This window comes from Rhodococcus globerulus, assembly GCF_019334125.1.
In the GTDB taxonomy this organism is placed as follows: Bacteria; Actinomycetota; Actinomycetes; order Mycobacteriales; family Mycobacteriaceae; genus Rhodococcus_F; species Rhodococcus_F globerula.
This window is the reverse complement of the sequence record NZ_CP079698.1, coordinates 1,776,296-1,800,333: the sequence shown is the minus strand read 5'-3', so window position 1 is coordinate 1,800,333 and position 24,038 is coordinate 1,776,296. Positions and strand designations below refer to the sequence as shown.

Annotated in this window: 19 protein-coding genes; 9 read left to right on the top strand and 10 right to left on the bottom strand. The window is 62.4% G+C overall.

Features of this window, described 5'->3' with window-relative positions; translation table 11 throughout:
- Positions 1-100 precede the first annotated feature (100 nt).
- Positions 101-1,591: a glycerol kinase GlpK gene (gene glpK, locus KYT97_RS08100; RefSeq protein ID WP_033231255.1), complete on the bottom strand. Its 1,491-nt coding sequence runs from the start codon at positions 1,589-1,591 to the stop codon at positions 101-103.
- Between the two features lie 89 nt (positions 1,592-1,680).
- Between glpK and KYT97_RS08095 the strand changes: the two genes are divergently transcribed.
- The 3 genes from KYT97_RS08095 to KYT97_RS08085 all read left to right on the top strand — a co-directional run bounded on the left by KYT97_RS08095 (position 1,681) and on the right by KYT97_RS08085 (position 5,468).
- Complete coding sequence (locus KYT97_RS08095) at positions 1,681-3,423, top strand: glycerol-3-phosphate dehydrogenase/oxidase (RefSeq protein ID WP_033231254.1); 1,743 nt, start codon at positions 1,681-1,683, stop codon at positions 3,421-3,423.
- Between the two features lie 107 nt (positions 3,424-3,530).
- A complete protein-coding gene (locus KYT97_RS08090; RefSeq protein ID WP_219112026.1) occupies positions 3,531-5,063 on the top strand; it encodes an HNH endonuclease signature motif containing protein in 1,533 nt (510 codons plus the stop codon).
- Positions 5,064-5,276: 213 nt separating this feature from the next.
- A complete protein-coding gene (locus KYT97_RS08085; RefSeq protein WP_155276672.1) occupies positions 5,277-5,468 on the top strand; it encodes a hypothetical protein in 192 nt (63 codons plus the stop codon).
- 350 nt (positions 5,469-5,818) lie between these two features.
- Here KYT97_RS08085 and KYT97_RS08080 read toward each other — a convergent pair whose 3' ends face one another.
- A complete protein-coding gene (locus KYT97_RS08080; protein ID WP_033231251.1) occupies positions 5,819-6,355 on the bottom strand; it encodes a hypothetical protein in 537 nt (178 codons plus the stop codon).
- Positions 6,356-6,372: 17 nt separating this feature from the next.
- A complete protein-coding gene (locus KYT97_RS08075) occupies positions 6,373-7,314 on the bottom strand; it encodes an oxygenase MpaB family protein (protein ID WP_219112025.1) in 942 nt (313 codons plus the stop codon).
- Between the two features lie 52 nt (positions 7,315-7,366).
- Between KYT97_RS08075 and KYT97_RS08070 the strand changes: the two genes are divergently transcribed.
- Entirely contained in the window at positions 7,367-7,936 is a 570-nt protein-coding gene (locus KYT97_RS08070; protein ID WP_033231249.1) for a TetR/AcrR family transcriptional regulator, read from the top strand.
- Here the strand turns inward: KYT97_RS08070 and KYT97_RS08065 are convergent.
- On the bottom strand, positions 7,923-8,714 hold the full coding sequence (locus tag KYT97_RS08065; protein WP_219112024.1) for a DNA-formamidopyrimidine glycosylase family protein: 792 nt from the start codon (positions 8,712-8,714) through the stop codon (positions 7,923-7,925). The genes KYT97_RS08070 and KYT97_RS08065 overlap by 14 nt on opposite strands.
- Before the next feature lie 13 nt (positions 8,715-8,727).
- Positions 8,728-13,248 (bottom strand): ATP-dependent helicase, encoded by a 4,521-nt coding sequence (locus KYT97_RS08060; RefSeq protein WP_219112023.1) that lies wholly within the window; start codon positions 13,246-13,248, stop codon positions 8,728-8,730.
- A 117-nt stretch (positions 13,249-13,365) separates the two neighbouring features.
- Between KYT97_RS08060 and KYT97_RS08055 the strand changes: the two genes are divergently transcribed.
- Positions 13,366-14,697, top strand: coding sequence for an anaerobic C4-dicarboxylate transporter family protein (locus tag KYT97_RS08055; protein ID WP_045071171.1), 1,332 nt, complete (start codon positions 13,366-13,368; stop codon positions 14,695-14,697).
- On the opposite strand, the gene KYT97_RS08050 is transcribed toward KYT97_RS08055, so the two are convergent.
- Genes KYT97_RS08050 through KYT97_RS08040 form a run of 3 tightly spaced genes read right to left on the bottom strand, consistent with a single transcriptional unit; the run spans position 14,694 to position 17,434 of the window.
- Positions 14,694-15,809, bottom strand: coding sequence for an N-formylglutamate amidohydrolase (locus tag KYT97_RS08050; protein ID WP_233365419.1), 1,116 nt, complete (start codon positions 15,807-15,809; stop codon positions 14,694-14,696). The two genes, KYT97_RS08055 and KYT97_RS08050, sit on opposite strands and share 4 nt — an antisense overlap.
- 38 nt (positions 15,810-15,847) lie before the next feature.
- Entirely contained in the window at positions 15,848-16,849 is a 1,002-nt protein-coding gene (locus tag KYT97_RS08045; RefSeq protein WP_095886596.1) for an acyl-CoA dehydrogenase family protein, read from the bottom strand.
- Between the two features lie 21 nt (positions 16,850-16,870).
- Entirely contained in the window at positions 16,871-17,434 is a 564-nt protein-coding gene (locus KYT97_RS08040; RefSeq protein WP_092801277.1) for a helix-turn-helix domain-containing protein, read from the bottom strand.
- A 147-nt stretch (positions 17,435-17,581) separates the two neighbouring features.
- Here KYT97_RS08040 and KYT97_RS08035 point away from each other — a divergent pair, with 147 nt between their 5' ends.
- From KYT97_RS08035 to KYT97_RS08025, 3 genes are read left to right on the top strand one after another with little or no spacing between them, the layout of a single operon-like run.
- Positions 17,582-18,976 carry a uracil-xanthine permease family protein gene (locus KYT97_RS08035; protein ID WP_095886595.1) on the top strand — a complete coding sequence of 465 codons (1,395 nt, stop codon included), beginning with the start codon at positions 17,582-17,584 and terminating at the stop codon, positions 18,974-18,976.
- Positions 18,957-20,021, top strand: a complete 1,065-nt coding sequence (locus tag KYT97_RS08030; protein WP_219112022.1) for an isopenicillin N synthase family dioxygenase — start codon at positions 18,957-18,959, stop codon at positions 20,019-20,021. The genes KYT97_RS08035 and KYT97_RS08030 overlap by 20 nt, the downstream gene beginning before the upstream one ends.
- Entirely contained in the window at positions 20,018-20,803 is a 786-nt protein-coding gene (locus KYT97_RS08025; RefSeq protein WP_219112021.1) for an alpha/beta fold hydrolase, read from the top strand. The genes KYT97_RS08030 and KYT97_RS08025 overlap by 4 nt, the downstream gene beginning before the upstream one ends.
- Here the strand turns inward: KYT97_RS08025 and amaB are convergent.
- Both amaB and hglS read right to left on the bottom strand, forming a co-directional pair.
- Positions 20,754-22,259, bottom strand: coding sequence for an L-piperidine-6-carboxylate dehydrogenase (amaB, locus tag KYT97_RS08020; RefSeq protein WP_219112020.1), 1,506 nt, complete (start codon positions 22,257-22,259; stop codon positions 20,754-20,756). The genes KYT97_RS08025 and amaB overlap by 50 nt on opposite strands.
- The gene (hglS, locus tag KYT97_RS08015) at positions 22,256-23,512 is read right to left on the bottom strand and encodes a 2-oxoadipate dioxygenase/decarboxylase (protein WP_219112019.1); all 1,257 of its coding nucleotides are present in this window, start codon (positions 23,510-23,512) and stop codon (positions 22,256-22,258) included. Before hglS ends, amaB begins: the two co-directional genes overlap by 4 nt.
- Positions 23,513-23,542: 30 nt before the next feature.
- Here hglS and KYT97_RS08010 point away from each other — a divergent pair, with 30 nt between their 5' ends.
- Positions 23,543-24,004 carry an Lrp/AsnC family transcriptional regulator gene (locus KYT97_RS08010; protein WP_045070647.1) on the top strand — a complete coding sequence of 154 codons (462 nt, stop codon included), beginning with the start codon at positions 23,543-23,545 and terminating at the stop codon, positions 24,002-24,004.
- Positions 24,005-24,038: the final 34 nt, after the last annotated feature.

Below are 24,038 nucleotides of genomic sequence, written 5' to 3'. Positions count from 1 at the left end.
TGTCTGTATCGGAATTACGAGAACGCTGTACTCGTAATTGCGCGCAGGTGAACAGTTGGAGCGGATTTCGGTGGGGCGTGCGGCGCCCCACCGAACCCGACTAATCGGACCAGTTGTACGTGCGTTCGACGGCCTTGTTCCACTCCGCGTACAGGCGGGCGCGCTCGGACTCTTCCATGTCGGGCTCCCACGTCTTGCCGACGGCCCAATTGCGGCGGATGTCGTCGGTATCGGACCAGTAGCCGACGGCCAAACCGGCAGCGTAGGCAGCGCCCAACGCGGTCGTCTCGTTGACAACGGGACGGATGACCGGCACTCCGAGAATGTCGGACTGGAACTGCATCAGGGTCTCGTTGACAACCATGCCTCCGTCGACCTTGAGGGCGGAGAGTTCGACGCCGGAATCGGCGCGCATGGCGTCGATGACCTCACGGGTTTGATACGCGGTGGCTTCGAGTGCTGCCCGGGCCAGATGACCCTTGTTCACGAAGCGGGTCAGTCCGACGATGACTCCGCGAGCATCGGGACGCCAGCGCGGCGCGAAGAGACCGGAGAAGGCAGGGACGATGTAGGCGCCGCCGTTGTCGTCGACGGTGGCAGCGAGGGCCTCGATGTCCTTGGCATTCTGAATGATCCCGAGGTTGTCACGCAGCCACTGGACCAGTGATCCCGATACGGCAACAGAACCTTCCAGGGCATAGACCGCTGGGGCGTCGCCCAGTTTGTAGCAGAGAGTGGTCAGGAGGCCGTGCTTGCTGTGGACCGGAGTGGTACCGGTATTGAGGAGAAGGAAGTTGCCGGTGCCGTAGGTGTTTTTTGCTTCACCCACCGACAGACAGGCCTGACCGAACGTGGCTGCTTGCTGGTCTCCGAGAATGCCCGCGACCGGAACGCCGGCCAGGTTGCCCCGAGGTCGACCCTTGCCGTAGATCTCGGAAGAACTGCGGATTTCCGGAAGCATCGACATCGGAATGCCGAAATCCGCGCAGATGGACTCGTCCCACTGCAAAGTCTCCAGATCCATCAGCATTGTGCGTGACGCATTGGTGACATCTGTCACGTGCTGCCCCTCGGTGAGGTGCCACAAAATCCACGTGTCGATGGTGCCGAAGCACAATTCGCCGGCTTCTGCCTTCGCGCGCGCCCCGTCGACGTTGTCGAGAATCCACCGGATTTTCGGGCCCGAGAAATACGTCGACAACGGCAACCCGGTCTGGGCGCGGTACTTTTCCGGCCCGGCGTCGCCACCGAGTTCCTGGCACAGCTGATCGGTGCGCGTGTCCTGCCAGACAATGGCGTTGTAGACAGGTTTGCCGGTCTTTCGCTCCCAGACCACCGTTGTCTCACGTTGATTCGTGATTCCGACGGCCGCGATGTCCGCGCGGGTGAGGTCGGCTTTGGCAAGTGCACCTGCCACCACTTCGCGGGTGTTCATCCACAGCGCCACCGGATCGTGTTCGACCCAGCCGGCTTGCGGGAAGATCTGTTCGTGTTCCTTCTGGGCAACGCTGACAACAGCACCGTCGTGGTCGAAGATCATGCATCGGCTCGACGTGGTGCCTTGGTCGATGGCGGCGATGTACTGGTTCACATGTCTCCTTGGTTCGTGCGCTGTCGCAGTATGAGCATGAAGCTACTAGCCTGGATGCGAATTCGTCGTCGACTTACAGGAGATACGGGTTGAGTAAGCAGCAGGGTGTGCAGTTTCTCGGCCCACAGCAGCGAGAAGCTGCCTGGGAGCAGCTTCAGAGTGAACAGTTCGACGTTATCGTCGTCGGTGGCGGCGTCGTGGGTGTCGGCACAGCGCTCGACGCCGCAACGCGTGGACTCAAAGTCGCGTTGGTCGAGGCTCGTGACTACGCGTCTGGCACGTCTTCCCGATCATCGAAGATGTTCCACGGCGGTCTGCGCTATCTGGAACAGCTGGAATTCGGGTTGGTCCGTGAGGCATTACGCGAGCGTGAGCTCTCTCTGACGACACTGGCGCCGCACCTGGTCAAGCCGCTCAAGTTTCTGTTCCCGCTGGCTCACCGCGTCTGGGAACGCCCGTACATGGCAGCCGGAATCTTCCTGTACGACCGGATGGGCGGGGCCAAATCGGTGCCCTCGCAGAAGCACCTGACGCGAGCCGGGGCACTGCGTATGTCGCCGAGCCTCAAGCGCAGTTCGCTGACCGGCGGAATCCAGTACTACGACACAGTGGTCGACGACGCCCGTCACACCATGACCGTCGCGCGGACGGCGGCGCATTACGGCGCTGTGGTCCGGACGTCGACGCAGGTTGTCGGCTTCCTACGCGAAGCAGATCGAGTGTCGGGTGTCCGTGTTCGTGACTGTGAAGACGGACGGACCGCCGAGGTCAAGGGACACGTCGTCATCAACGCGACGGGCGTGTGGACCGACGAGATCCAAGCACTGTCGCGTCAGCGTGGCAGGTTCCGGGTTCGGGCGTCGAAGGGCGTGCACATCGTCGTTCCTCGTGACCGCATCGTCAGTGAAGCGGCGATCATCCTGCGCACCGAAAAATCTGTGCTGTTCGTGATTCCGTGGGGCAACCACTGGATCATCGGAACTACGGACACGGATTGGAATCTCGACCTCGCGCACCCAGCCGCAACCAAGGCCGATATCGACTACATTCTCGGACACGTCAACTCGGTGCTCGTGACGCCTTTGACGCACGCCGACATCGACGGTGTGTACGCCGGCCTTCGTCCGCTGCTGGCCGGCGAGAGCGACGAGACGTCGAAACTGTCGCGTGAGCATGCCGTTGCCCGGGTTGCTCCGGGCCTCGTTGCCATTGCAGGCGGAAAGTACACCACGTACCGCGTCATGGCGGAGGATGCGGTTGACGTTGCGTCCGAGGACATTCCGGCGCGAGTTGCGTCGTCGATCACCGAGAAGGTGCCGCTCGTGGGCGCCGACGGATACTTTGCGTTGGTCAATCAGACCATGCAGTTGGGTGAGACGTACGGTCTGCATCCGTACCGCGTCAAGCATCTCCTCGACCGGTACGGTTCCTTGATCACCGAAGTGTTGGAATTAGGTCGCACAACTCCGGAGTTGTTGCAGCCCATCACCGATGCGCCCGATTACCTTCAGGTTGAGGCAGTGTATGCCGCGGCCGCAGAAGGGGCACTGCATCTGGACGACATCTTGGCGCGGCGCACGCGCATTGCGATCGAGTACCCGCACCGCGGCGTCAACTGCGCCCAGCAAGTCGCGGAACTTGTTGCCCCAGTGCTGGGTTGGGATGCCGAGGCCGTCGATCGTGAGGTTGACACCTACCGCGCTCGGGTGAAGGCCGAAGTGGAATCACAGGCTCAGCCCGACGATGAAGCAGCGGACGCACTGAGGGCAGCGGCACCGGAATCACGGGTGGAGATCCTCGAGCCGGTAGTCGAGGTGGCGGACCGCGTGTAGCTGTTTTAACTGTGTGCGGTTCGTGGGGCATTTTTCACTTATCGGACTTTTCCGACTGATTTCGAGGAGCTCTCGAATTCGAACAGGAATTCGATTACGGTGAAAGCATGTTCGATCCGGGGGTGGGAAGTTTCGGTATCTCGGCGCAGCTGAGTGGTACCGAAACTGATTGCGCCCTGGTTGATTTGATGGCCCAGTTGCATTCGTGTGAAGCGATGTTGGTCGAGCGAAAACTGGCCGTGGTGGCGGAGTTCTTCACCCGCCGCAGCGCCGAGCACGTCGAGGGTGGCACGTGGACGTCGTCGGCGCACGAGTTGGCCGAATCCGAGGTCGGTGCGGTCCTGACGGTGGGGCGCGCTGCTGCCGGGAAGCTCATCGGGTTGGGTTTTGCTTTGAAGACGCGGTTGCATCGCACGCGGGCGGCGATGGCCCGCGGCGAACTCGACTTCTACCGGGTGGGGTTGATCGAGTCCGCGACGGCGAATGTCAGCGACGGGTTGATCGACGAGGTCGAACGCTTGTTGCTCGAGCAGGTGTTGGCTCCACCCGTGGACGGTGGTATCGGTTTGACGGGTCGGCGGTTGACGGCGGCGATCGACCGGATCGTAGCCCGCGTCGATCCGGAAGGGATGCGGGAACGACGACGCCGCGCCCTCGCCGACAGGTTTGTCGGAGTCAGTGCCGCCGAGGACGGGATGGCCCGCATCTTGGGCAGTATCCCGGCGGAGCAGGCTCGGGCGTTCGACGGCCGGTTGCGGGAGTTGGCGATGTCGGTGTGCCGCCGTGATTCCCGTACGTATGAGCAGCGCCGAGCGGATGCGTTGGGCGCTTTGGTGAGTGGTTCGACGGTGTTGGTGTGCGACTGCGACCGCACCGATTGCCCGCAAGATCGCAGCGGCATGGTCATCATTCGCCGGCCACTCGTTCATGTCGTGATGCACGAATCCACCTTCGCCGGCAGCCACACTCCCGGCAGCGACGAACCCGCTCACCTCGACGGGTACGGAGTGATCAGCGCCGAACATGCCCGCGACATCGCAAAAGACGCCACGATAAAAGAAGTCCGCGTACCCGCAGATCCCGAACCGACATATGAGCCCGCGTCGGCATCGGTGTACCGTCCCGGGGCGACACTCGATCGGTGGTTGCGGGTCATCGCGGGAAGCTGCCAATGGCCGCACTGCGATGTCCCGGCCTGGAATTGCGACCTCGACCACAACGACCCGTTCAACCACGCGGACCCTGCGAGCGGTGGGAAGACGGTCGCGTCGAATCTGAGTGCGTTCTGCCGCAACCATCACCGCCTCAAGCACTCCGGCAAGTGGCAACTGGACCCGAACCCGGATCGCAGCATTACCCTGACCTCGCAGACGGGCCATTGCTACCGCACCAGAGCTGCCGGACTACTCGCCAGCCAACAGGAACCGCCGCCACCGGAAGGCGGCAAACCGCGACGAACACGACTGGAGAACAAAGCTGCCCGCATCCGAGGTGAGCGGAAGCTCCGGCGTGTCAAGATTCAGCACCGAACAGCACAACACGCGGATCGGAAACGCCGGCAAACGTTCCCGATCTCCACACCCCGAAAGCGCGTGCCCCACAAACCTGTCGACCATGGCGACGACCCACCGCCATTCTGAATTCGCCGCCTCATCTACTAAAAGAGCCGTATCTACTAAAAGAGGTAGACGATTGCGTTGTTACCGCCAGTGCAGGTGACAACTTTCTTTCCGGTGCAACTCATCGAATAGCGAGTATTGGTGACGGGGCTGACAGCGTTGATCGACACTGTCGCATTTCGTTTGCTTTGACTGACGTACTGATACCGAACTTCTTCGGCGAACTCGCATGACGTGGCTTTGCTGCCGGTCGCGGAGTTCGGCAATTCGTTGTTGGAAAACACGGGTCCGCAGCGCGTTGCGTTTGCTGGGACAGCTGTGCCGGACGACGGCGCGGAGGTAGTGGTTCGAGCAGCTGCCGACGTTGTGGTGGGAGAAGATTCTGTGGTGGGTGTAGTTGTTGTAGATGCCGTTGTGTTGAGCTGAGTCGAAGATCGTGCGGATTGATTCGTCTCTGCGTCGAAGAGCATCGGCCGCACCCAGACAAGCCCAACAACCACAACGATCGCAGCTACCCCGGCACCGAGAAGAACCCACACCCACGCCGGTGTTTGTGGTGGCGGTGGATCTTTCGGTGGCTGTGAATCCCGCTGTGGTTGGGAGTCCCACTGTGGTTGAGAATCCCACGGATCTGGCGGTTGTGGGGCGTTCATATCGGCAGGTTCTCCGGATCCGTCATGAAGAGTGAATTGTCTGCGTTATGTATATCGGATCGCGGGGGCGCAGTAGCTATTGTCGGATGAGTGCGATGACGTTCTCATAAAGCACGCGCGAAGTCAGTGAGTCAGCACGATTTTGATGGCGACGATCAACGTCGCTACCGCAGCGAGACCGAACGCCGCGACATGAGTTGCTGTGCCGACTTTTTCGCCGCGGAGATAGCTGATGACGTAACTCGTGGAACCGATACGGAGCACCAACACAAATTCCGCAATCAATTGCGCGGTCCGCGGCTCGAGAAGGTTGAACCAGGCGGTTGCCAGAATGACGATCGGAACCACGGCCGAGGTCAGGATGGGCACGGAATCACGAAGAGCTTCGATTCTCTCCGCAGTCGTGAGTTCTCGATCATTGCGAATACTCTCGCCGACGCCCTCGGCGAAAGTATGCGCGATATACGTCGACAGGGCCGTGCCGATGACGATGGCGACGCCGAGCGATTCCTGAGATTGGGTGACCGGAATCAGAGCGGCCAGAGCCAAGATATTGCCGTACACGTAGGCGGTGGTCCGGGCGGCAATGCGCTCCTGCCCGAGGTGGCGACCGCGGGCGGTAATCGGGCGATTGAGCAGGGTACGTAGGCTCCGCGGCATCGCTTGATTATGGCAGATCAGGCATTTGGGCTGTAGTGCATCGGACTGTCACGGCGCGTTGCGGGAGGCAGGTTGCGGGCCGGTGTGTGAACGAGTGGCGCATCGGGCGCCGTCCTGCCCGTGGCTCGGTCCCAGCCCGCGCGGGCGCGCGGTTGATAACGGTAGCGCCACGGGACAAGGTGGAAGACCGCGTTGACGGTCTTGCCGACAGCTGTGTGAATCCTCGTCTCGCGCGCGCTCCACGAGTATCCGAGAAGATCGCGAACCGGCTGGTCGTACATACCGACGGTCAGCCACACAAAGCCTCGTGCGACGGGAATGCGTGCGAGCCTCCAGATCGGCTCGGGTAGCCACGTCATGAATGGCGGCTTGCCCAGGCCGGAGAGGTCGAGCACATCACGCGTGGCCTTGTTGTCCTCGAGAATGTTGCGGCACATGTGATCCCAATACTCTTGGAATGCCTCCCACGTTTCGGGGACGGGCCGCATGCTCATGCCGTAGAGGCGATACCACTGGATGTGCTCGGTGAAGAGTTGCCGTTTCTGTGCTTCGGTGAGGCCGCCGGAAAAGTTCTCCGCCGTCACGATTGTGCCCATGAAGAAGGTCGCGTGTGCCCAGTAGAAGGTGTCCGGGTCGAGGGCGTGGTAGCGCCGACCCAGCTTGTCGACGCCCTTGATCGTGGTGTGGTAGCCGCGTACCTGTTCAGCGGTTTCCTGGGCTCTGTCGCCGTCGAAGACAACTCCGGCGATGGGGTAGAGCGATCGGTAGAGGCGTTCCCAGCGCTCGTCGAAGAACTGCGAATGCTCCTCGACGCCGGCCCCGAGTCCTGGATGCATGTTCTGCATAGAACCTGCCCACACGCCCTGAAGCATGCCTCGCCAATCGCCGAAATACTTCCAGGTCAAGGAATCGGGCCCAAGCGGTGTTGGTGTGGGTACGTCATCACTTTGACTACGCATGTTGTCAGATTAGGATCGACAACATCAGTAGTCAAGGAATCGGAGCAGGGTAGTGGGTATCGAGGAACGGCGTGCAGCACGGAAGGCAGCGCTGTTCGATGTCGGCGTGACACTACTGGGCGCAGTGGACGGTCCTGCCGTCAATGTCCGGGCAGTATGTAAGGCTGCGGGACTGACGGAACGGTACTTCTACGAGAGCTTCACCGATCGCGATCAGTACGTGGTGTCGGTCCACTCATATGTTTCGGAGCGCGCCCAAACCGCACTCGCGGCAGCAGTAGCTACAGAGTCCGGATCCGAAGCGATTGCCACCGCAGCGGTTGACACGTTCGTGAAGTTGATGGTCGACGATCCCGCGATGGGTAGAGTGCTGTTGATCGCTCCGCTCTCCGAACCGGTGCTCGGAGGCCGCGGAATCGAATCGATGCCGGCTTTTGTGGACCTCGTCTATGCACAGCTCTCCGAAATCACTGATCCGGTGGAGAAGCAGCTGACCGCGGTGGGATTGGTGGGTGCACTGTTCACCCTGTTCATCGGATACCTCGACGGCACAATCGACGTAAGCCGCGATCGCTTTGTCGCGCACTGCGTCCGTTTGTTGACAAAAGCTAATCGCGCGTAAGCGGTTGGCAGGAAGGGCAGAAGAATATCTGTCGTTCGGTGAGCTGGTCGGGTCCGAGCAGTTCCTCGCGGATTCGCGTTCCGCAACGCCGACATGGCTTTCCGCGGCGGCCGTACACCCACGTCTGCCTCCCGGGACGAGTATCGCCGGTGGTCACCCGAACGTGACGTGATTTGTTGGCACCGACAATGCGGTGCGACAGATCGACTACGGCCGCGAGATCCGGAACCCGGTCTGTCGGTGTGCGTGGATGAAGCCCACGGAGAAAACAGATTTCATTGCGATACACATTGCCGAGTCCAGCCATGACCCGTTGATCGAGGAGCGCAACGCCGATCGGTTCGGAGCCCGCGCCGCGCAGATTTTCCTCCGCAACAGCACTGTCCCAATCCGGGCCGAGGAGATCCGGCCCAAGATGTTCGACGACGGAGTCTTCCTGGTTGCGATCGAGGATTTCGGTGATGCCGAGCGAAAACCCCACGGCAACAGCATCTTCGGTCGCCAGGATAATGCGCGCCTGATGGGCGGGGCGATGCCACCGCTCACCTGGTGCGTAGATCTGCCACGCGCCTTCCATCTTCAGATGGGTGTGGACGGAGGCGTCGCCGACTCGGATCAACAGGTGCTTTCCTCGGCTGACTACGGAGTCGACTCGTGTGCCGGTCAGATTGACGGTGGCATATCGCGGGACACGCACGTCGCACGTGGTGAGTACCTTGCCGTTCAGTGCCGTGCGAAGTGCATTGGCCGTCCGCCAGACGGTATCGCCTTCGGGCATCAGTGAGCACCCTTCACGATCTCAGCCTGAAGCCGCGTGGGGTGGCGGCAAAACCGGCTTCGACCAAGACCGGCGCAAAGTTGTTGCCGTGGATGGTTTCGCCGTTCACCTTCTCGACGACGATCTTCTCGACTGATCGGTTCTTCACTATCTGGGCCAGAGACGTTGCTGCCGTTCGGAGTACGCCGGGGTCGTCGGTGAACGTCAGGATGGTTCGACCACCACGTTCGACATAGAGCACCAGTTCTCCCTCGACGAGAACGACCAGCGCGCCGGCCTTCCGCCCGGGTCGGTGTCCGGGTGATTCTTCGGCGTTCGATGCCGGCCATGGGAGCGCCGCTCCATACGGATTGGCGGGGTCGCACGCAGCAAGGGTGACGGTGGCAGAAGGGGTATGGCGACCCTCGATGGATTCCCCGAACGTGCGCAGACGATCCACGACCGCAGGCGTGGAGAACTGCGCGCCGCCCAAAGTGTCGACGAAGTATCCCCGTCTTGCCCGGCCGTTGTCCTCGAAAGTACTGAGCACCTTGTAGATCAACGCAAATCCGCCGGGGACGTTCTCACTCACCACGCTGCCGCGGGTGACAACTCCGTAGCGTTCGAGCAGGAGGTCCGCAGTCGCGTGTGCCCGCACCGTTGGATCGGGTTCGGCAGCAGGTAGCAGAAACCAGCGTCCGGCGGCGGTGGCCGGTCCGGTGCGCGCGGGCACCGCCGGACGCATCATTCCTCGATACGGACGGGCCCGCGGAACACGCCTCGGAGCGCGGTGGCTGGTTGTGGTTCGAGTGGTGTCGGATAGCAGAGCACGAAGTGGAGCAAGGGTGTCGTTGCCGATGTGTCCGAGCCACACCAATTCCCACAGTGCGGTCGTGAGCGCGCCGTCTTCCGGATTGTCGAGTGCTTCGGCCAATTGACGGAAGAAGTAGGCGCCACCAGCGGTCAGGACGTCGAGGGCTTGCTGCTGCAAGTCCGAGACATCGGTGTCAGCAGGTGGATTGAGAGTCGCCGGGGCAAGATCCGCCGGGTGCAGGACAACCCAACCGTCCTTGGCCGAGATGGCTCCGGACCCAGACCACAGGACTTCGCCGGTCGAAGTCAGTTCGTCGAGCATGGCCGGTGAATAGTCAGGGATTCGACTCGGCAGGATCAGCGATTCGAGCGCCGACGCCGGAATCGGAACTCCGGCAAGCTGATCGACGACGGCGGCAACGCCGTCGATACCGCGGAGAGTGCCGCCGACATGCTGCCAGCTGGGGAGGAAGCGGCCCAGAGTGGCGGTGCTGACGGGTTCCACATCCGCCCGGGCAGCAGCGAGTGAGCGTCGACGCAATCGCCGGAGAACCTCGGCGTCGCACCATTCGCTCCCAGCCGATCCGGGGCGGAATTCACCCTCGAGTACCCGCTTCTCCAAGGCAAGACGGCCGAGAACATCGCGAGCCACCGATACGCCGATGCCGAATCTGGCGGCCGCGTCGGCGAGCGTGAAAGGTCCGTGCGTGCGCGCATAGCGGCTCAATAAGTCCTCGAGCGGCTGATCCACCGGTTCGATGAATGCGGCGGGCACGCCGATGGGTAGGGGTACGCCGAGGCCGTCGCGCAAGCGGGCGGAGTCTTCGATTGCCGTCCACCATTGTTGCCCGGCAAACGAAACATGTAGGGCGCGTTTGTCCGTCACCAGGGTGTCGAGCCACGATCGCGGATCTTCGAGGGAACGCGCGGTCACCTCCGCCGTCGTGAGTGGGCCGAGCATGCGCAGCAGATCAGCAACACCCTCGAGGTCTTTTGCCTTGCGCTCCGGCACCAGTCGTTGCAGCTCGCGCTCGGCTTGCTCGATGACACCGCCGTCGAGCAGTTCCCGCAATTCGACGCGGCCCAACAGTTCGGCGAGCAGTGTGGAGTCGAGAGACAGTGCTGCCGCCCGTCTTTCGGCGAGCGGGCTGTCACCCTCGTACATGAAGGCGCCGACGTAGCTGAACAGCAGCGCACTGGCAAACGGGGATGGTGACGCCGTCTCGACATCAACGATGCGGATCTGGCGTTTGGCGATCTTTCCGAGTAATTCCATGAGCGCCGGCAGGTCGTAGACGTCCTGGAGACATTCGCGCACGGTCTCGAGCAGGATGGGGAACGTGGGAAACTTGCGTGCCACGTCCAGGAGCTGGGCGCTGCGTTGACGCTGCTGCCACAGCGGCGCACGCTTGCCGGGATTTCGGCGGGGAAGAAGCAGTGCGCGAGCGGCACATTCACGAAACCGTGAGGCAAACAGTGCAGACCCGCCAACCTCCTGGGTGACCAGATCTTCGATGTCCTCGACATCGAACGCAAAGAGTTCGGCGCCGGGAGGGTCGTTCTCGGTATCGGGGAGACGGATGATGATGCCGTCGTCGGAGGCAGTGGGGCTGGAATCCACGCCGTACCGTTCCTGCAGCCGTGCGCCGATGGCAAGTGCCCACGGAGCGTGCACCCGTTGCCCGTACGGGGAGTGCAGGACCAGACGCCAATCGCCGAGTTCGTCGCGGAAGCGTTCGACCACCAACGTTCGATCCGACGGTACCTGCCCGGTCGCGTTTTTCTGCTCGCCCACCAGTTGGATCAGGTTGGTGGTGGCGTTGTGGTCCAGGCCGCCGATGCGGCAGCGCTCGATCACGTCGGCCTCGTTGCCGAGCGCAGTTTCACGGACGAACTGACCGAGAGCCTGGCCGAGTTCCGCTGGGCGCCCAAGACCGTCGCCGTGCCAGAACGGGAGGCGCCCCGGTTGTCCGTAGGCGGGGCTGACCAGAACGCGGTCGAACGTGATTTCCTCGATCCGCCAGCTGGTCGCGCCCAGGGCGAACACGTCGCCGACTCGGGATTCGTAGACCATTTCCTCGTCGAGTTCGCCGACTCGGGAGGCTTTTTCGCCGACCATGTAGACAGTGAAAAGGCCGCGGTCGGGGATTGCGCCGCCCGAAGTGACAGCCAGACGCTGAGCCCCCGGGCGTCCGGTGAGTGTGTTGGCCTCGCGATCCCACACCAGGCGTGGACGCAGTTCGGCAAACTCGTCCGAGGGGTACCGACCGGCCAGCAGATCGAGGGTGGACTCGTACGCGGAGCGGGGAAGTGTTGCAAACGAACCACTTCGGCGGACAGTGTCGAACCAGTCGTCGACGTCGATCGGTTCGAGTGCCGTTGCGGCCACCGTCTGCTGGGCCAGAATGTCGAGCGGATTGGCAGGAACGGCCATCGCTTCGATCTTGCCTTCGACCATGCGCTCGACGGTGACGGCGCAGTGAATGAGATCGGTTCGATGTTTCGGAAACACCACGCCTCGGGAGATTTCGCCGACCTGGTGTCCGGCCCGGCCGACGCGTTGGAGTCCGCTCGCAACCGATGGCGGCGCCTCGACTTGGATAACCAGATCAACTGCGCCCATGTCGATTCCGAGTTCGAGGCTGCTTGTCGCGACGACGCACCGCAGTCGCCCGGATTTCAGGTCGTCTTCGATGATGGCGCGCTGATCCTTGCTGACCGAGCCGTGGTGGGCGCGCGCGAGCAGTGGTTCGGCACCGAAATTGACTTCGGTGGGCGTGCCGATTTGTGACGGCGGCTTCGGCATTTTTTCGACCACAACACCGGTGCGTTCGGCGTGGATTTCGTTGAGCCGAGCCGTCAAACGCTCGGCGAGGCGCCGGGAGTTGGCGAACACTATGGATGAGCGGTGTTCGAGAACAAGATCGACTATCTGCTCTTCGACGTGCGGCCAGATGGAGCCCGCTTGGGGCGTCGGAGATTCTGATCCGTCTGCCGGTGTCGCGATGCCCAATTCGGTCATGTCCTCCACGGGAACGCGGACGGTGAGGTCGAAGGTCTTGGCGGCCGGCGGCGCGACGATCCTGATGGGCGCGGACCCGGAAAGGAACCGCCCGACTTCTTCGTGGGGGCGGACGGTGGCGGACAAACCGATGCGCTGCGCGGGGGACTCGAGTAATGCGTCGAGACGCTCCAGCGAGAGTGCGAGATGCGAGCCGCGTTTGGTCCCGGCTACGGCGTGGACCTCGTCGACGATGACGGTGTCGACCCCGGCCAACGTCTCGCGGGCGGCGGAGGTGAGCATCAGGAACAGCGATTCCGGGGTAGTGATCAGGATGTCCGGCGGCCTTTTGATCAACGAGCGTCGATCGGCGGGGGAGGTGTCACCGGAGCGGACGCCGACCGTGATCTCGGGCGGAGTGAGACCGAGGCGTTTGGCGGTTTGAGTGATGCCGACAAGCGGAGCGCGGAGGTTGCGTTCGACATCCACGCCGAGTGCCTTGAGCGGTGAGATGTACAGGACCTTGGTGGTGCGGTGACCCTCGTCCCGCGAAGCCAACTGATCGAGTGCCCACAGAAAAGCGGACAGCGTCTTGCCGGAACCGGTAGGCGCAACGACGAGGGTGTGCGCGCCGCTTGCTATGGATTCCCACGCGCCGAGTTGAGCCGGTGTTGGGGCGCTGAAGGCACCGTCGAACCATTCTCGTGTCGCGGGCGAGAACTTTTCGAGGACGTCGGTCACGTATCCATAGTGCACCTGCCCACCGACAGCGTGTTCAAACCTGCTGAAGACGTCGGCGGCATTATATTTTTCTCTAATCAGGACGGTTTGGCTGTTTTTCGAGAAGGCGAGTGCCAGATGGAAGCTGTAATTATTGCTCTCGAGCTCGTAGTGGTGCTCGGGGCAATCGTCATGGGCACTCGATCGAGTGGTGTTGCACTCGGTCTGTGGGGCGGTGCCGGCGTCGCCGTCCTTGTGTTCGTGTTCGGCGAGGACGTAGGAGCGCCGCCGGTCGATGCCCTCCTGATCGTGCTGTCCGTCGTGCTGGCGTCGTCGATGATGCAGGCAGCTGGTGGCATCGACTGGATGGTCACCATCGCGGCAAAACTGATCGAATCCAGGCCCAAACAGATCACGTTGATTGCGCCGTTGGTGTCGTTCCTCTTCTCGGTCGGCGCCGGAACGTCCAACATTCTGTATCCGCTGCTGCCCGTGATTTACGACGTGTCGTACAAGAACGGGGTGCGTCCGTCACGGCCGCTGTCGCTGTCCGTCGTCTCGACCGGTGTTGCGCTGGCGTGTAGCCCGGTATCGGCGGCCATGGCGGCGATGGTGACGTTGACCGATGTGTCGCCGTACGATTTCGAGCTCATCGACATCATCAAGATCACCTTCCCGGCAGCGGTGATCGGCATCATCATCTCGTCGTTCGCTGTGAATCGCCTCGGCAAGGAACTGGCCGACGATCCCGACGTGCAGGCAAAGCTGAAGTCCGGAGAGCTAGCCGGCCCCGGCGCTGCGGCCACCACCGAACTGGTCTCGACGAAGACCGGTCGCAACGCAGCGCTGATCTTCCTCGCAGGTGTTCTGGCGATCGTGATCTTCGGACTCTTCAAGGGAATTCGACCCGAGGCAGCCGACGGCTCGCCGCTGGGAATGACCCCGATCATCGAGATGCTGATGTTCCTGGTCGGCACTCTCATCCTGCTCGTGTGCAAGCCCAATGTGGCCGACGTTCCGACCTCGACGGTGTTCCGTGCGGGTATGGTCTCGGCGATTGCGCTGTTCGGTCTCGCGTGGCTCACCGACACGTTTATCAGCGCTCACTTGGAGCTGATCACCAGCACCGTCGGCGACTTGGTCAGTGCCGCACCGTGGATCTTTGCGCTCGGTGTCTTCCTGGTGTGTGTGCTCACCACCAGCCAGTCGACCGCCACCAGAACCATCGTGCCGATCGGGCTTGCGGCCGGAATCGCCCCCGGACTGCTGACCGGTATGTGGGCCGGAGCGTTTGCCGGTATCTACCTGTTGCCGACAAACGGTTCGCAGATCGCGGCCGCGAACTTCGACCTCTCCGGCAGCACGAAGCTCGGTACCAAGCTCGTGGACCACTCGTTCTTCCTGCCGACGATAATCCTGGCCGTGACCACGATTACCGCCGGCGCGATATTCGGAGTGGTGCTCGGCTAGCTGTCTCGGTAGTGGTCCCAGCTCGCCTTGCACGCGCGGGCGAGCTGGTCCACCCGCTCCGGATCAGAGCTCGGCCAGTCGACGCCGGGTTCCATGATGTGCGCGGCGAGGGCATCGCCGAGAAGGAACTCGCGTTTGAACTCCGCCTGCACGGCGCTGAGTGTGATGCCGGCAGCATCCGCGCGTGCTGACTGCTCGGCGAATCGCGCACCCGCTGTGATGATTTCGAAGCTGCCGAGATACGGCTGATTGAGGGCGACAGCGCCCGGATCGTCGACCTGAAATCCCTTGCGATGTGCTGCCGCGAGAGTTCGAATGAGTTCGGGGTCCATCGTCACGGGATTGTCGCCACGTCGATTGCCGTCGTGATCACCGCGATTGGACAGGGCCACGACGTCAGGCAGCCGATCCTCCTCGGGGCGAAGTACATTGACCGCACCGTCGCGTCGCGTCGTGTGGTTCATCGTGTCGTGGAACGAGAGTGTCGTGAACGATCGCCGCACCTCGAAACTCTTCTCCACCATTTTCTCGACCAGAGAATCACGCGTGCGCTCGTACACGCCGAGTCCGCGATCTGCTGTCTCGGTGAACGTGTCGGCCAGACGCTTCCACCCGGCGTCGTCAGTTGGTTCCAGCAGCAACGGGTAGAAAGAGAACGTGACCGGGCGGACGGCGTCTACGCCCGTGAGGTCCACCTTGTTGCCCGCCCCGGCCTGGTGAACACGTGCAAATGCTTCGCGCAGTGAAGCTTCCAGGTTTTCGGGCTTGGCGCGGTTTGGATCGCGGATCATGCGCGGATGAGGATTTTCGACGTACACGATGCGCGGATCGATCTCGGCCCACCGACGCACGATCGCGCTGGTCGACATGTCGGTGAAATCGAACTGTAGGCGCCTCGTGAACTCGGGTGCCAGAAACTCGGCAAGCTCTTCCGGGATGGCTGAACCCGAATGAGGGCAGCTCACAAGAAGATCGGCGCCCGCGATCGCGTCGTCGAGTGTGCGTGATTCACGATCGGCATAGAACGTCAGATCGTCGGAAATGAAGCTGGTTCCGGCCGGAATGAGTACAGGTGCACCGTTGTTCGTGACACTGTTCATAACACTGTTCATGGCACCGAGCGTAATCCAGGGCAGCGGGGTGCACTCGGCTAATCGCGCAGTCGCTCGACCAGAGCAGTCTTGATTCCAGGGCGGGTGGCGGCTACCAGTGTGAACGTGGCTTCACGCATCAGACGCTCGGCCGTGTTGCTGCCCACCAGCGAGCGCGAGCCGGTAGCCGTGACGAAAGCCGCCGCAACCCGGACTGCGAGTTCGGAGGCCACGGCGCGGGCGGCAGACATGTCGGCGTTGCCCGCCACAGCGCTGTCGAGGTGTTCACGCGCCAGTTCGGCTTGGCTTTGGAACGGTTCCGTATCGACTCCGAGATCCGCCAACTCTGCCATTGCGCGCCGCGCGACCCCCATCGCCATGGCTCCGTTGAACCACAGGCCGGGCAGTTGAGTGTTCTGGAACTGCTGATCGTCGACAACTGCAGTGACATGGGCATCGGGGATGGAAAAACCGTCGAAAGCTATTCGGACGGTGTTGCTTCCGCGAGCAGCGATAAGGGGGAGTTCCTCGACGGACAGGCCAGGCGCGTCGGTAGCCTTGACCACCGAGTGGACGATGGAATTGTCGAATTCGTCCCGCGCCGACACGAGAAGAACGTCGACGATTCCCCAGCCGGTGACAAAGGGGGCTATCCCGTCGAGGACGTATCCGTGATCGACCCGGCGTGCCCACAGCAGGGGAGGGCGCGGGATGGCGCCGGCGTAGGCGACACCGCCCTGCAGTTCTCCGCTGACGAGGCCGTCCCAGTACTGCTCAGTCAGTGCAGTGTTGGTGGTCGATGCCAAGGCGCCGACGACGCCGTGATGCTGCATCCAGGTGAATGCAGTCGCGAGGCAACCGCCGCACAGTGTTTCGACAACCTCGACAAGTTCGGCCGCCGAAGGTCCTTCCTCGCCGAGCGCGGCCAGGCCGTAGAACCCGTCGGCGGCGAGGGCGTCGAAATGACTGCTCGGAATTTCACCGTCCGCGTCAACGCTGTCGGCAACGGGGAACAGAACGGTATCGGCGATCTCGCGCGCAAGTTCCGGCCACATGGTCACCGCTTCAGGGTATGCGGTGTGTCAGAAGGACGGGGGAGAACTCACGATCAGGAACCGGGCAATTCGATCGGTTCGGTTGAACCATCGGTGGGGAATGGTCGCCGCGTACAACAATGTGTCCCCGACATTCAGCCGATGCCGTTCGTCCAGGCCCACTTCGACATCGACAGTTCCCTCGAGAACGTGAATGAATTCCTCGCCGGCGTGTTCAGTGTGTTCACCGGCTTCGCTGTGCGGCCCGGCCGTGATTTCGTTCGGTTCCATGGTGTGTGACCCGGTGGAACAGAACCGGATCGAGGAATCGTGGGCGAGTTCGAACTTCCGGCCCTCGTGTGCCCGCACCAGACTCGACGGCGTGCGCTCACCTTGGGCGAGTAGCGCATGAGCGGTAGTACCAAGCGATTGTGCGAGTCGGTGCAGATTCATCACACTCGGCACTGCGCGACCGTTTTCGGTCTGACTCAGAAACGGCTGTGAGAGACCGGATTTCAGTGCAACCTCACGCATGGTCAATCCGGCTTCCTTGCGCGCGTTGCGCACTGCGATGCCGATTGCCGTTGCGATCGCCACTTGGTCGTCGTCCATGTGCTGAACATAGCAGTGCGGAGGCGGCGCATCCGAGCGGAGAATTTCATTACATGCGCGAAACAAAATTGACCACAGCAAGAAATTATCGACGTGCTCAATAGGGAAGTACACAAAACACTCCCAGCTACGGACGGAGATCGGCGCATGGCCATCCATCCAGTCGACGAGCGGTTGCCCTTTGCCCGCCAGTCAGCTTTTGCTCTTCAGCACGTCCTGATCATGTACACAGGCTGCATCACGGTACCGCTGGTGTTCGGTGCGGCCGTGGGCCTGGACCGTAGCACCGTTGCACTGCTGATCAGCGCCGATCTGCTTGTTGCCGGCATCATCACCATCATTCAGAGCCTGGGCGTGGGGAAGGTTGCGGGCGTACGACTTCCGATCGTCTGCGGCGCCACATTCGCCGGCCTGACACCGATGATTCTCATCGCCCAGGAATACGGATTGCAGGCGGTCTACGGCTCCATGCTGGTCGGCGGTGTGGTCGGAATCGCGCTGGCAGTGCCGTTTGCCAAGATCGTCCGCTACTTCCCGCCGCTCGTCACCGGAGTGGTCCTGACCGTGATCGGTATCTCGCTGATCGGCGTCGCCGGTGGCCTGATCGTCGGAAACGACCCCACCGCACCGTCGTTCGCAGATCCCAAGAACCTCGCGCTGGCCGCCGCGGTTGTTACGATCGCGGTCGGTTTCATCTGCCTCGGGCGCGGAATGTGGACTCAGCTGGGAGTCCTGATCGCGCTGGTCATCGGTACCGCGATCGCCATTCCGATGGGCTTGATCGACCTCGGTGGTGTATCCGGTTCCGCGTGGGTCGGCATTCCCATGCCCTTCCATTTCGGAGCACCTGAGTTCCCGGTCACCGCAGTGGTGGCCATGAGCATCGTGATGGCAGTCGTGTTCGCAGAATCGACCGCCAGCATGTTGGCAGTCAGTGAGATCACCGGAAAGCCCTTGAAGAAGGCTGATTTGGCGCGTGGCCTGGTGGCCGACGGTCTGTCCGGAGTGCTCGGCGGTATCTTCAACGCCTTTGTCGACACCGTGTTCTCGCAGAATGTCGGCGCCGTCGCGACTACCCGCGTGTACAGCCGATACGTCACCGCTACCAGTGGCGCCATCCTCATCGTTCTCGGACTGATCCCCCGAATGGGTGAAGTTGTTGCAGCACTGCCTGATCCGGTGGTGGGCGGCGTCGGCATCATCCTGTTCTCCACGGTTGCCGTCGTCGGCATCAACACACTCCGCAAGGTCGATCTCAGCGATCCGATCAATACGACCATTGCCGCGGTATCCGTCGGAATCGGTCTCCTTCCGGAGTTCGCGGAAGGAATGTTCGAGCGGTTCCCGTCGTCTGCGCAGATCCTGCTGGGTAGTGGAATCACCCTGGCCGCGGCGTCCGCCTTCACGCTCAACTTGCTGTTCAACCACACCCGACTCGGCGAACTCGCCCGCAGTTCGCGCGAGAGCCTTCCCGAATCACCTGCAGTCGCACAATCCCCAGTCACACCGACAGGAGACGCCCATGTCACAGTTACCGCCTGAGTCCTTCGAAGTCCCCGTCATCGACATCTCCCCGTACGTTCTCGGCGGTTCGCCGCAGGAGCAGGCCAGAGTTGCCGCCGAGATCGACGATGCCTGCAGCAGAGTGGGATTCATCCAGATCCGGGGTCATGGAATTCCTGCGGAAGTGGCGGGAGGTCTCGCCGGCGCGATGGACGATTTCTTTGCACTGCCGATGGAGGCGAAGAACGAGTACCGCGTTGCCGGAGCCAACCGCGGGTACAGCCCACCCAAGAGTGAATCGCTGAGCCTGAGTCTCGGCGTGGAATCCGCGACCCGGATGAACGATTTTTTCGAGGCGTTCAACATCGGCATCGAAGCTCGGTCGTTCACCGATCTTGATCTCTCCGAAGCGGATTACGGTATCAACGTGTGGCCGGACGTCGAGAAATTCCGGGCCAGGATCGAGTCGTACTACACACACGCAGCACGGATAGCTCGCACGCTGACCACTATCTTCGATGATGCACTCGGGCTGACACCGGGGTTCTTCGACTCGATCACCGATCACTCGATCGACGTGCTGAGAATGAACAACTACGCGTTGCCCGAGGGAACCGTGACGCTGGACGGCGAGCTCAAGGGGATGGGCGAACACACCGACTTCGGGCTTGTCACCGTCCTGTGGGCCGATCAGGTCGAGGGGCTCCAGGTACTCGGAAGTGACCAACGGTGGCACGACGTGTGGCCTGAAGACGATGCGCTACTGGTCAATCTGGGCGATCTGACGGCCCAGCTGACCAACGACCGCTGGATGTCGACGCTGCACCGCGTGGCACCTCCCGTGGTGAACGGCACGATCAAGCGTCGTCGTTCCGCCGCGTTTTTCCACGACGGAAACGTCGATGCCGTGATCGAAACGCTGCCGAGTTTCTTCGACGAGTCCGGACTGGCGTACGAACCTGTCTCTGTCCGGGATCACATCAAAGCCAAGCTGGCCGGATCGCGGCAGGGCAAGTCCAACACCGCGGCCGGGCGCGAAGCCGAGCGGGTTCGCGTCGCAGCGCAGCTGGAGGCAACGTCGTGACTGCCGGGAATCTTGTTCTGGTCCACGGTGCCTGGGCCGGAGGCTGGGTCTGGGATTCGATGCTGGAACCACTGCGAGCGGCGGGGTTCAACCCGGTAGTCGTTGACCTTCCCGGGGCCGGCGTCCTCGATCGGGACACTGTCGTAGACCTAGGTGCCGTGACCGATCACGTTGTAGCGGTGCTCGATTCGCTGGACGGTCCGGCTGTGCTGGTAGGCCACTCGGGTGGTGGCATCGTGGTGTCGCAGGTTGCCGAGCGAGTTCCCGCTGCGGTCGCGGGAATCGTGTATGTCGCCGGGATGATGCTGCCGTCGGGTATGGACTTCGGAATGCTGTGCAACGAAGTGGAATTACCGGCGCCCGTCGGGATCTCGCGATGGGTGGTCAGCTCGGATGACGGGTTTTCGAGTGTGGTCCCACCCGAAGCCGGTGCAGCGGTGTTCTTCCACGAGGCCCCGGTAGCCGACGCGATCGCTGCGGCACGCCAACTTGTGCCACAACAGGAAACTGCACGACTGATGGCACCGACAATCACCCCCGAGCGATTCGGTACGGTTCCGCGCCTATACGTCGAATGCACCTTGGACCGTACAGTTCCGATCGAGACGCAGCGAGGAATGCAGCAGCGAGTGCCTGGGGCCAACGTGGTGAGTCTCGAGACCGATCACGCTCCGCAATTGTCCGCGCGCACCGAATTGGTCACCGCGATCGCCGAATTTGCCGCAGATGCCCTCAGCCGAACTCGACGCCTTGAGCCAGCGGTAGTTGGTCCGAGTAGTTGATCGTGTTGGTTGCGCGGCGCATGTACGCCTTCCACGCATCGGAACCCGATTCGCGTCCGCCGCCGGTGTCCTTCTCGCCGCCGAACGCGCCGCCGATCTCTGCGCCCGACGTGCCGATGTTGACGTTGGCAATACCGCAGTCGGAACCGTCGGCTGCGAGAAACCGTTCGGCTTCCCGCTGATCGAGTGTGAAGATCGAGGATGAAAGACCCTGCGGCACAGCATTGTGGAGTGCGATGGCATCGTCGAACTCGTTGTAGGTGACAACGTAGAGGATGGGTGCAAAGGTCTCGGTGTGCATGATCTCGCTTTGTTTCGGCATCCGGACCAGCGCCGGGCGCACGTAGCAACCGGTGTCGCCGACCCGCTCACCGCCGCAGACGACGGTGCCGCCGCTCGACTGCGCGGCGGTGAGCGCGGACTGCATCGCCTCGAGTGCGGCGTCGTTGATCAGCGGACCGACCAGGACGCCGTCGTCGAACGGGTTGCCTACCTGTAGTTGTGCGTAGGCGGCAGAGATTCTTGCGACCAGCTCGTCGGCTATCGATTCGTGAACGATCAACCGGCGCAGCGATGTACACCGCTGCCCCGCAGTTCCGGCCGCTGAGAAGACAATTCCGCGGACTGCCAGATCAAGATCCGCGGACGGGGTGACAACGGCGCCGTTGTTTCCGCCCAGTTCGAGGAGGCTTCGTCCGAACCTCGCCGCCACTCGCGGCGCAACCTCGCGTCCCATGCGTACCGACCCGGTGGCACTCACCAGCGCGACCTGCGGATTGTCCACCAGTGCCGCACCCACGTCGCGTCCACCGATCACCAGTTGATGGACGCCTCGAGGGGCGTCGCAATCGGCGAGGGCGCGGCGAAGGAGGGTATGGCAGGCCAGCGCGGTCAAAGGTGTGGTCTCGGACGGCTTCCAGACCACCGTGTCTCCGCACACCAGAGCGATCGCGGTGTTCCACGACCACACCGCGACCGGGAAGTTGAAGGCCGAGATGACACCGACAACACCGATCGGATGCCACGTCTCCATCAGTCTGTGTCCTGGCCGTTCCGAAGGCATGGTCCGCCCGTAGAGTTGGCGCGAGAGACCAACCGCGAATTCGCAGATGTCAATCATTTCCTGGACCTCGCCGAGTGCTTCCGACGAGATCTTGCCGGCCTCGAGCGTGACCAGTTCCGCGAGATCCGTTTTGTGCTCGCTCAGGAGTCGGCCGAGTTGCCGCACGACGGCGCCGCGGATCGGCGCAGGAACCGTGCGCCAGTCACCGAACGCGTCGTGTGCTGCGGCAACCGCGCCGTTGACATCGTCAGCGGAATGTTTTTCCAGAGTGCGAATTTCGGTTCCGGTAATCGGTGTGCGAGCCGTCAGGTTGCCGGTGGGCCACTCGGCTCCGCAGCGAGCAAGCGCGGAGTGGGCGCGCTCGGCGAGAGCGGAAGGATCGGGAAGGTTCACGGGTGAGTCCTTTCGCGGGAGGCGTCCTGCTGCGTGCGGTACAACTCGAAAGGGTCGAGGATGGGGTGTCCGATGGCACCCTCGAGTCGATCCTGCCCGTAATCGGCGCTGTCCGCATCGGAAACGAATCCACCGGGCGAATCGAGGTTCGACGCAAAGATCCCAGCGGCGGACGCCGGCAGGAAGTCTTCGTAGACGATGGGCTCGCGAATTATCCTCGAACCGTCACGTCGGTAGGTGAAATACGCCAGGTCGGCGTCGGCAAGGCCGTCCTCCGTGGATGGAAACGCGTCTTCCCATACCGCCGTGTCCGGGGAGGAGATCAGAGCGTCGTAGATCTCGCGGCCCGTGCGAGTCAGCGCTATGCCGCGGGCCTCGACTTCACCGAAGCGCACGCGGACGGGGACATCGTGCACCGAACCATCCGGCTCGCGGAACGGGCGGTTCTCGGCCAACGCCCGAAACGAGGTCTGCCGCAGCAGGAGTGGTGGTCCACCCCATCGCGGTGGACCCTGAATCCGGTCGATCATGGTGATGCCGCGTTCGGTCATGCGGCGGTACAGATCGTCGATGTCGAGTACCCGCGGGGTGAGATGGTTGAGGTGGGTCGACCTTTGGCCTGCGATGTCCGCGGCCACCGGGGAGATGTGCGCAAGTTCGCGATACCAGGGCGCGTCGATCGGCCCGGTTCCGAGGCGGAAGGCGCGGGTGGCGGCGTCGACGAAGTGTGTCGCCTGCGGCTCCGGCAACCCGTTGTCGCGCTGCGCCGCCGCGGCCAGGCGAAGCAGGTCGGGGGAGAAGAGAGATCGCGTACCCAGATATGCGGCGATTCTGCGCTGAAGATCGGCCGTGAAGAAGCGCTTGTCTCCGGTAGTGAGAACCGAAGTGAAGACGCGGAATGGGTTCAGCGCGAGTTCTCCCGGATCGGTAGGACGGAATGCGGTAGAGACCACGGGAACAGGGGGATCGGTGAGCCGCAGATCGTAGAACCCGACCGCCGACATCCCGAGGGCGCCGAAGATCGTCGCGACGTCGCGCAGTTCGCCGAGAGTGCCCAGCCGAATCGCACCGTGCCGTTCCGCACTGATCCGGCCCAGGGTTCCCCAGCGTTCCGAGCCCGGACGGGTGGCCGTGTAATCCCGATTGACCTGCAGTGTCACGTCAACCAGCGTGTTGTACGCTGGAACCTCGTTCCCGTACATCCGCGACAGTTCGGCGGCAAACCGAGAACGTAACTGCCACTTTTCAAGCATGTGTATGTCCGGTTACGTTAACCTTCGCGGGTGGGTGACGAACAGAATGACGGCGGAATTCCTCCGGTCGACGACACGGACAAGTTGTTGATTCGAGAGCTCGTTGTGGACGGGCGTGCCACTTTGGCGAGTCTTGCCGACAAGGCGGGGTTATCGATCTCGGCGGTGCAGTCGCGGGTGCGTCGGCTTGAATCGCGCAACGTGATCCGGGGGTACGCGGCAAAGATCGATCCGGAAGCTGTGGGTCAGAATCTGTCGGCATTTGTCGCGATCTCCCCTCTGGATCCTTCTCAACCCGACGATGCGCCGGCCAGGCTCCGGCACTTGCCCCAAGTGGTGTCCTGTCACTCGGTAGCCGGGGCCGAAAGCTACGTACTTCTTGTTCGAGTCGCCTCGCCCCGGGCGTTGGAGGCGTTGCTGCAGGAGATCCGAACGGCGGCCAATGTGAGCACCCGTAGCACGGTCATTCTTCAAACATTTTACGACGAATGACCGATCTGCAGTAATTTTTCCATCTAATCATCGA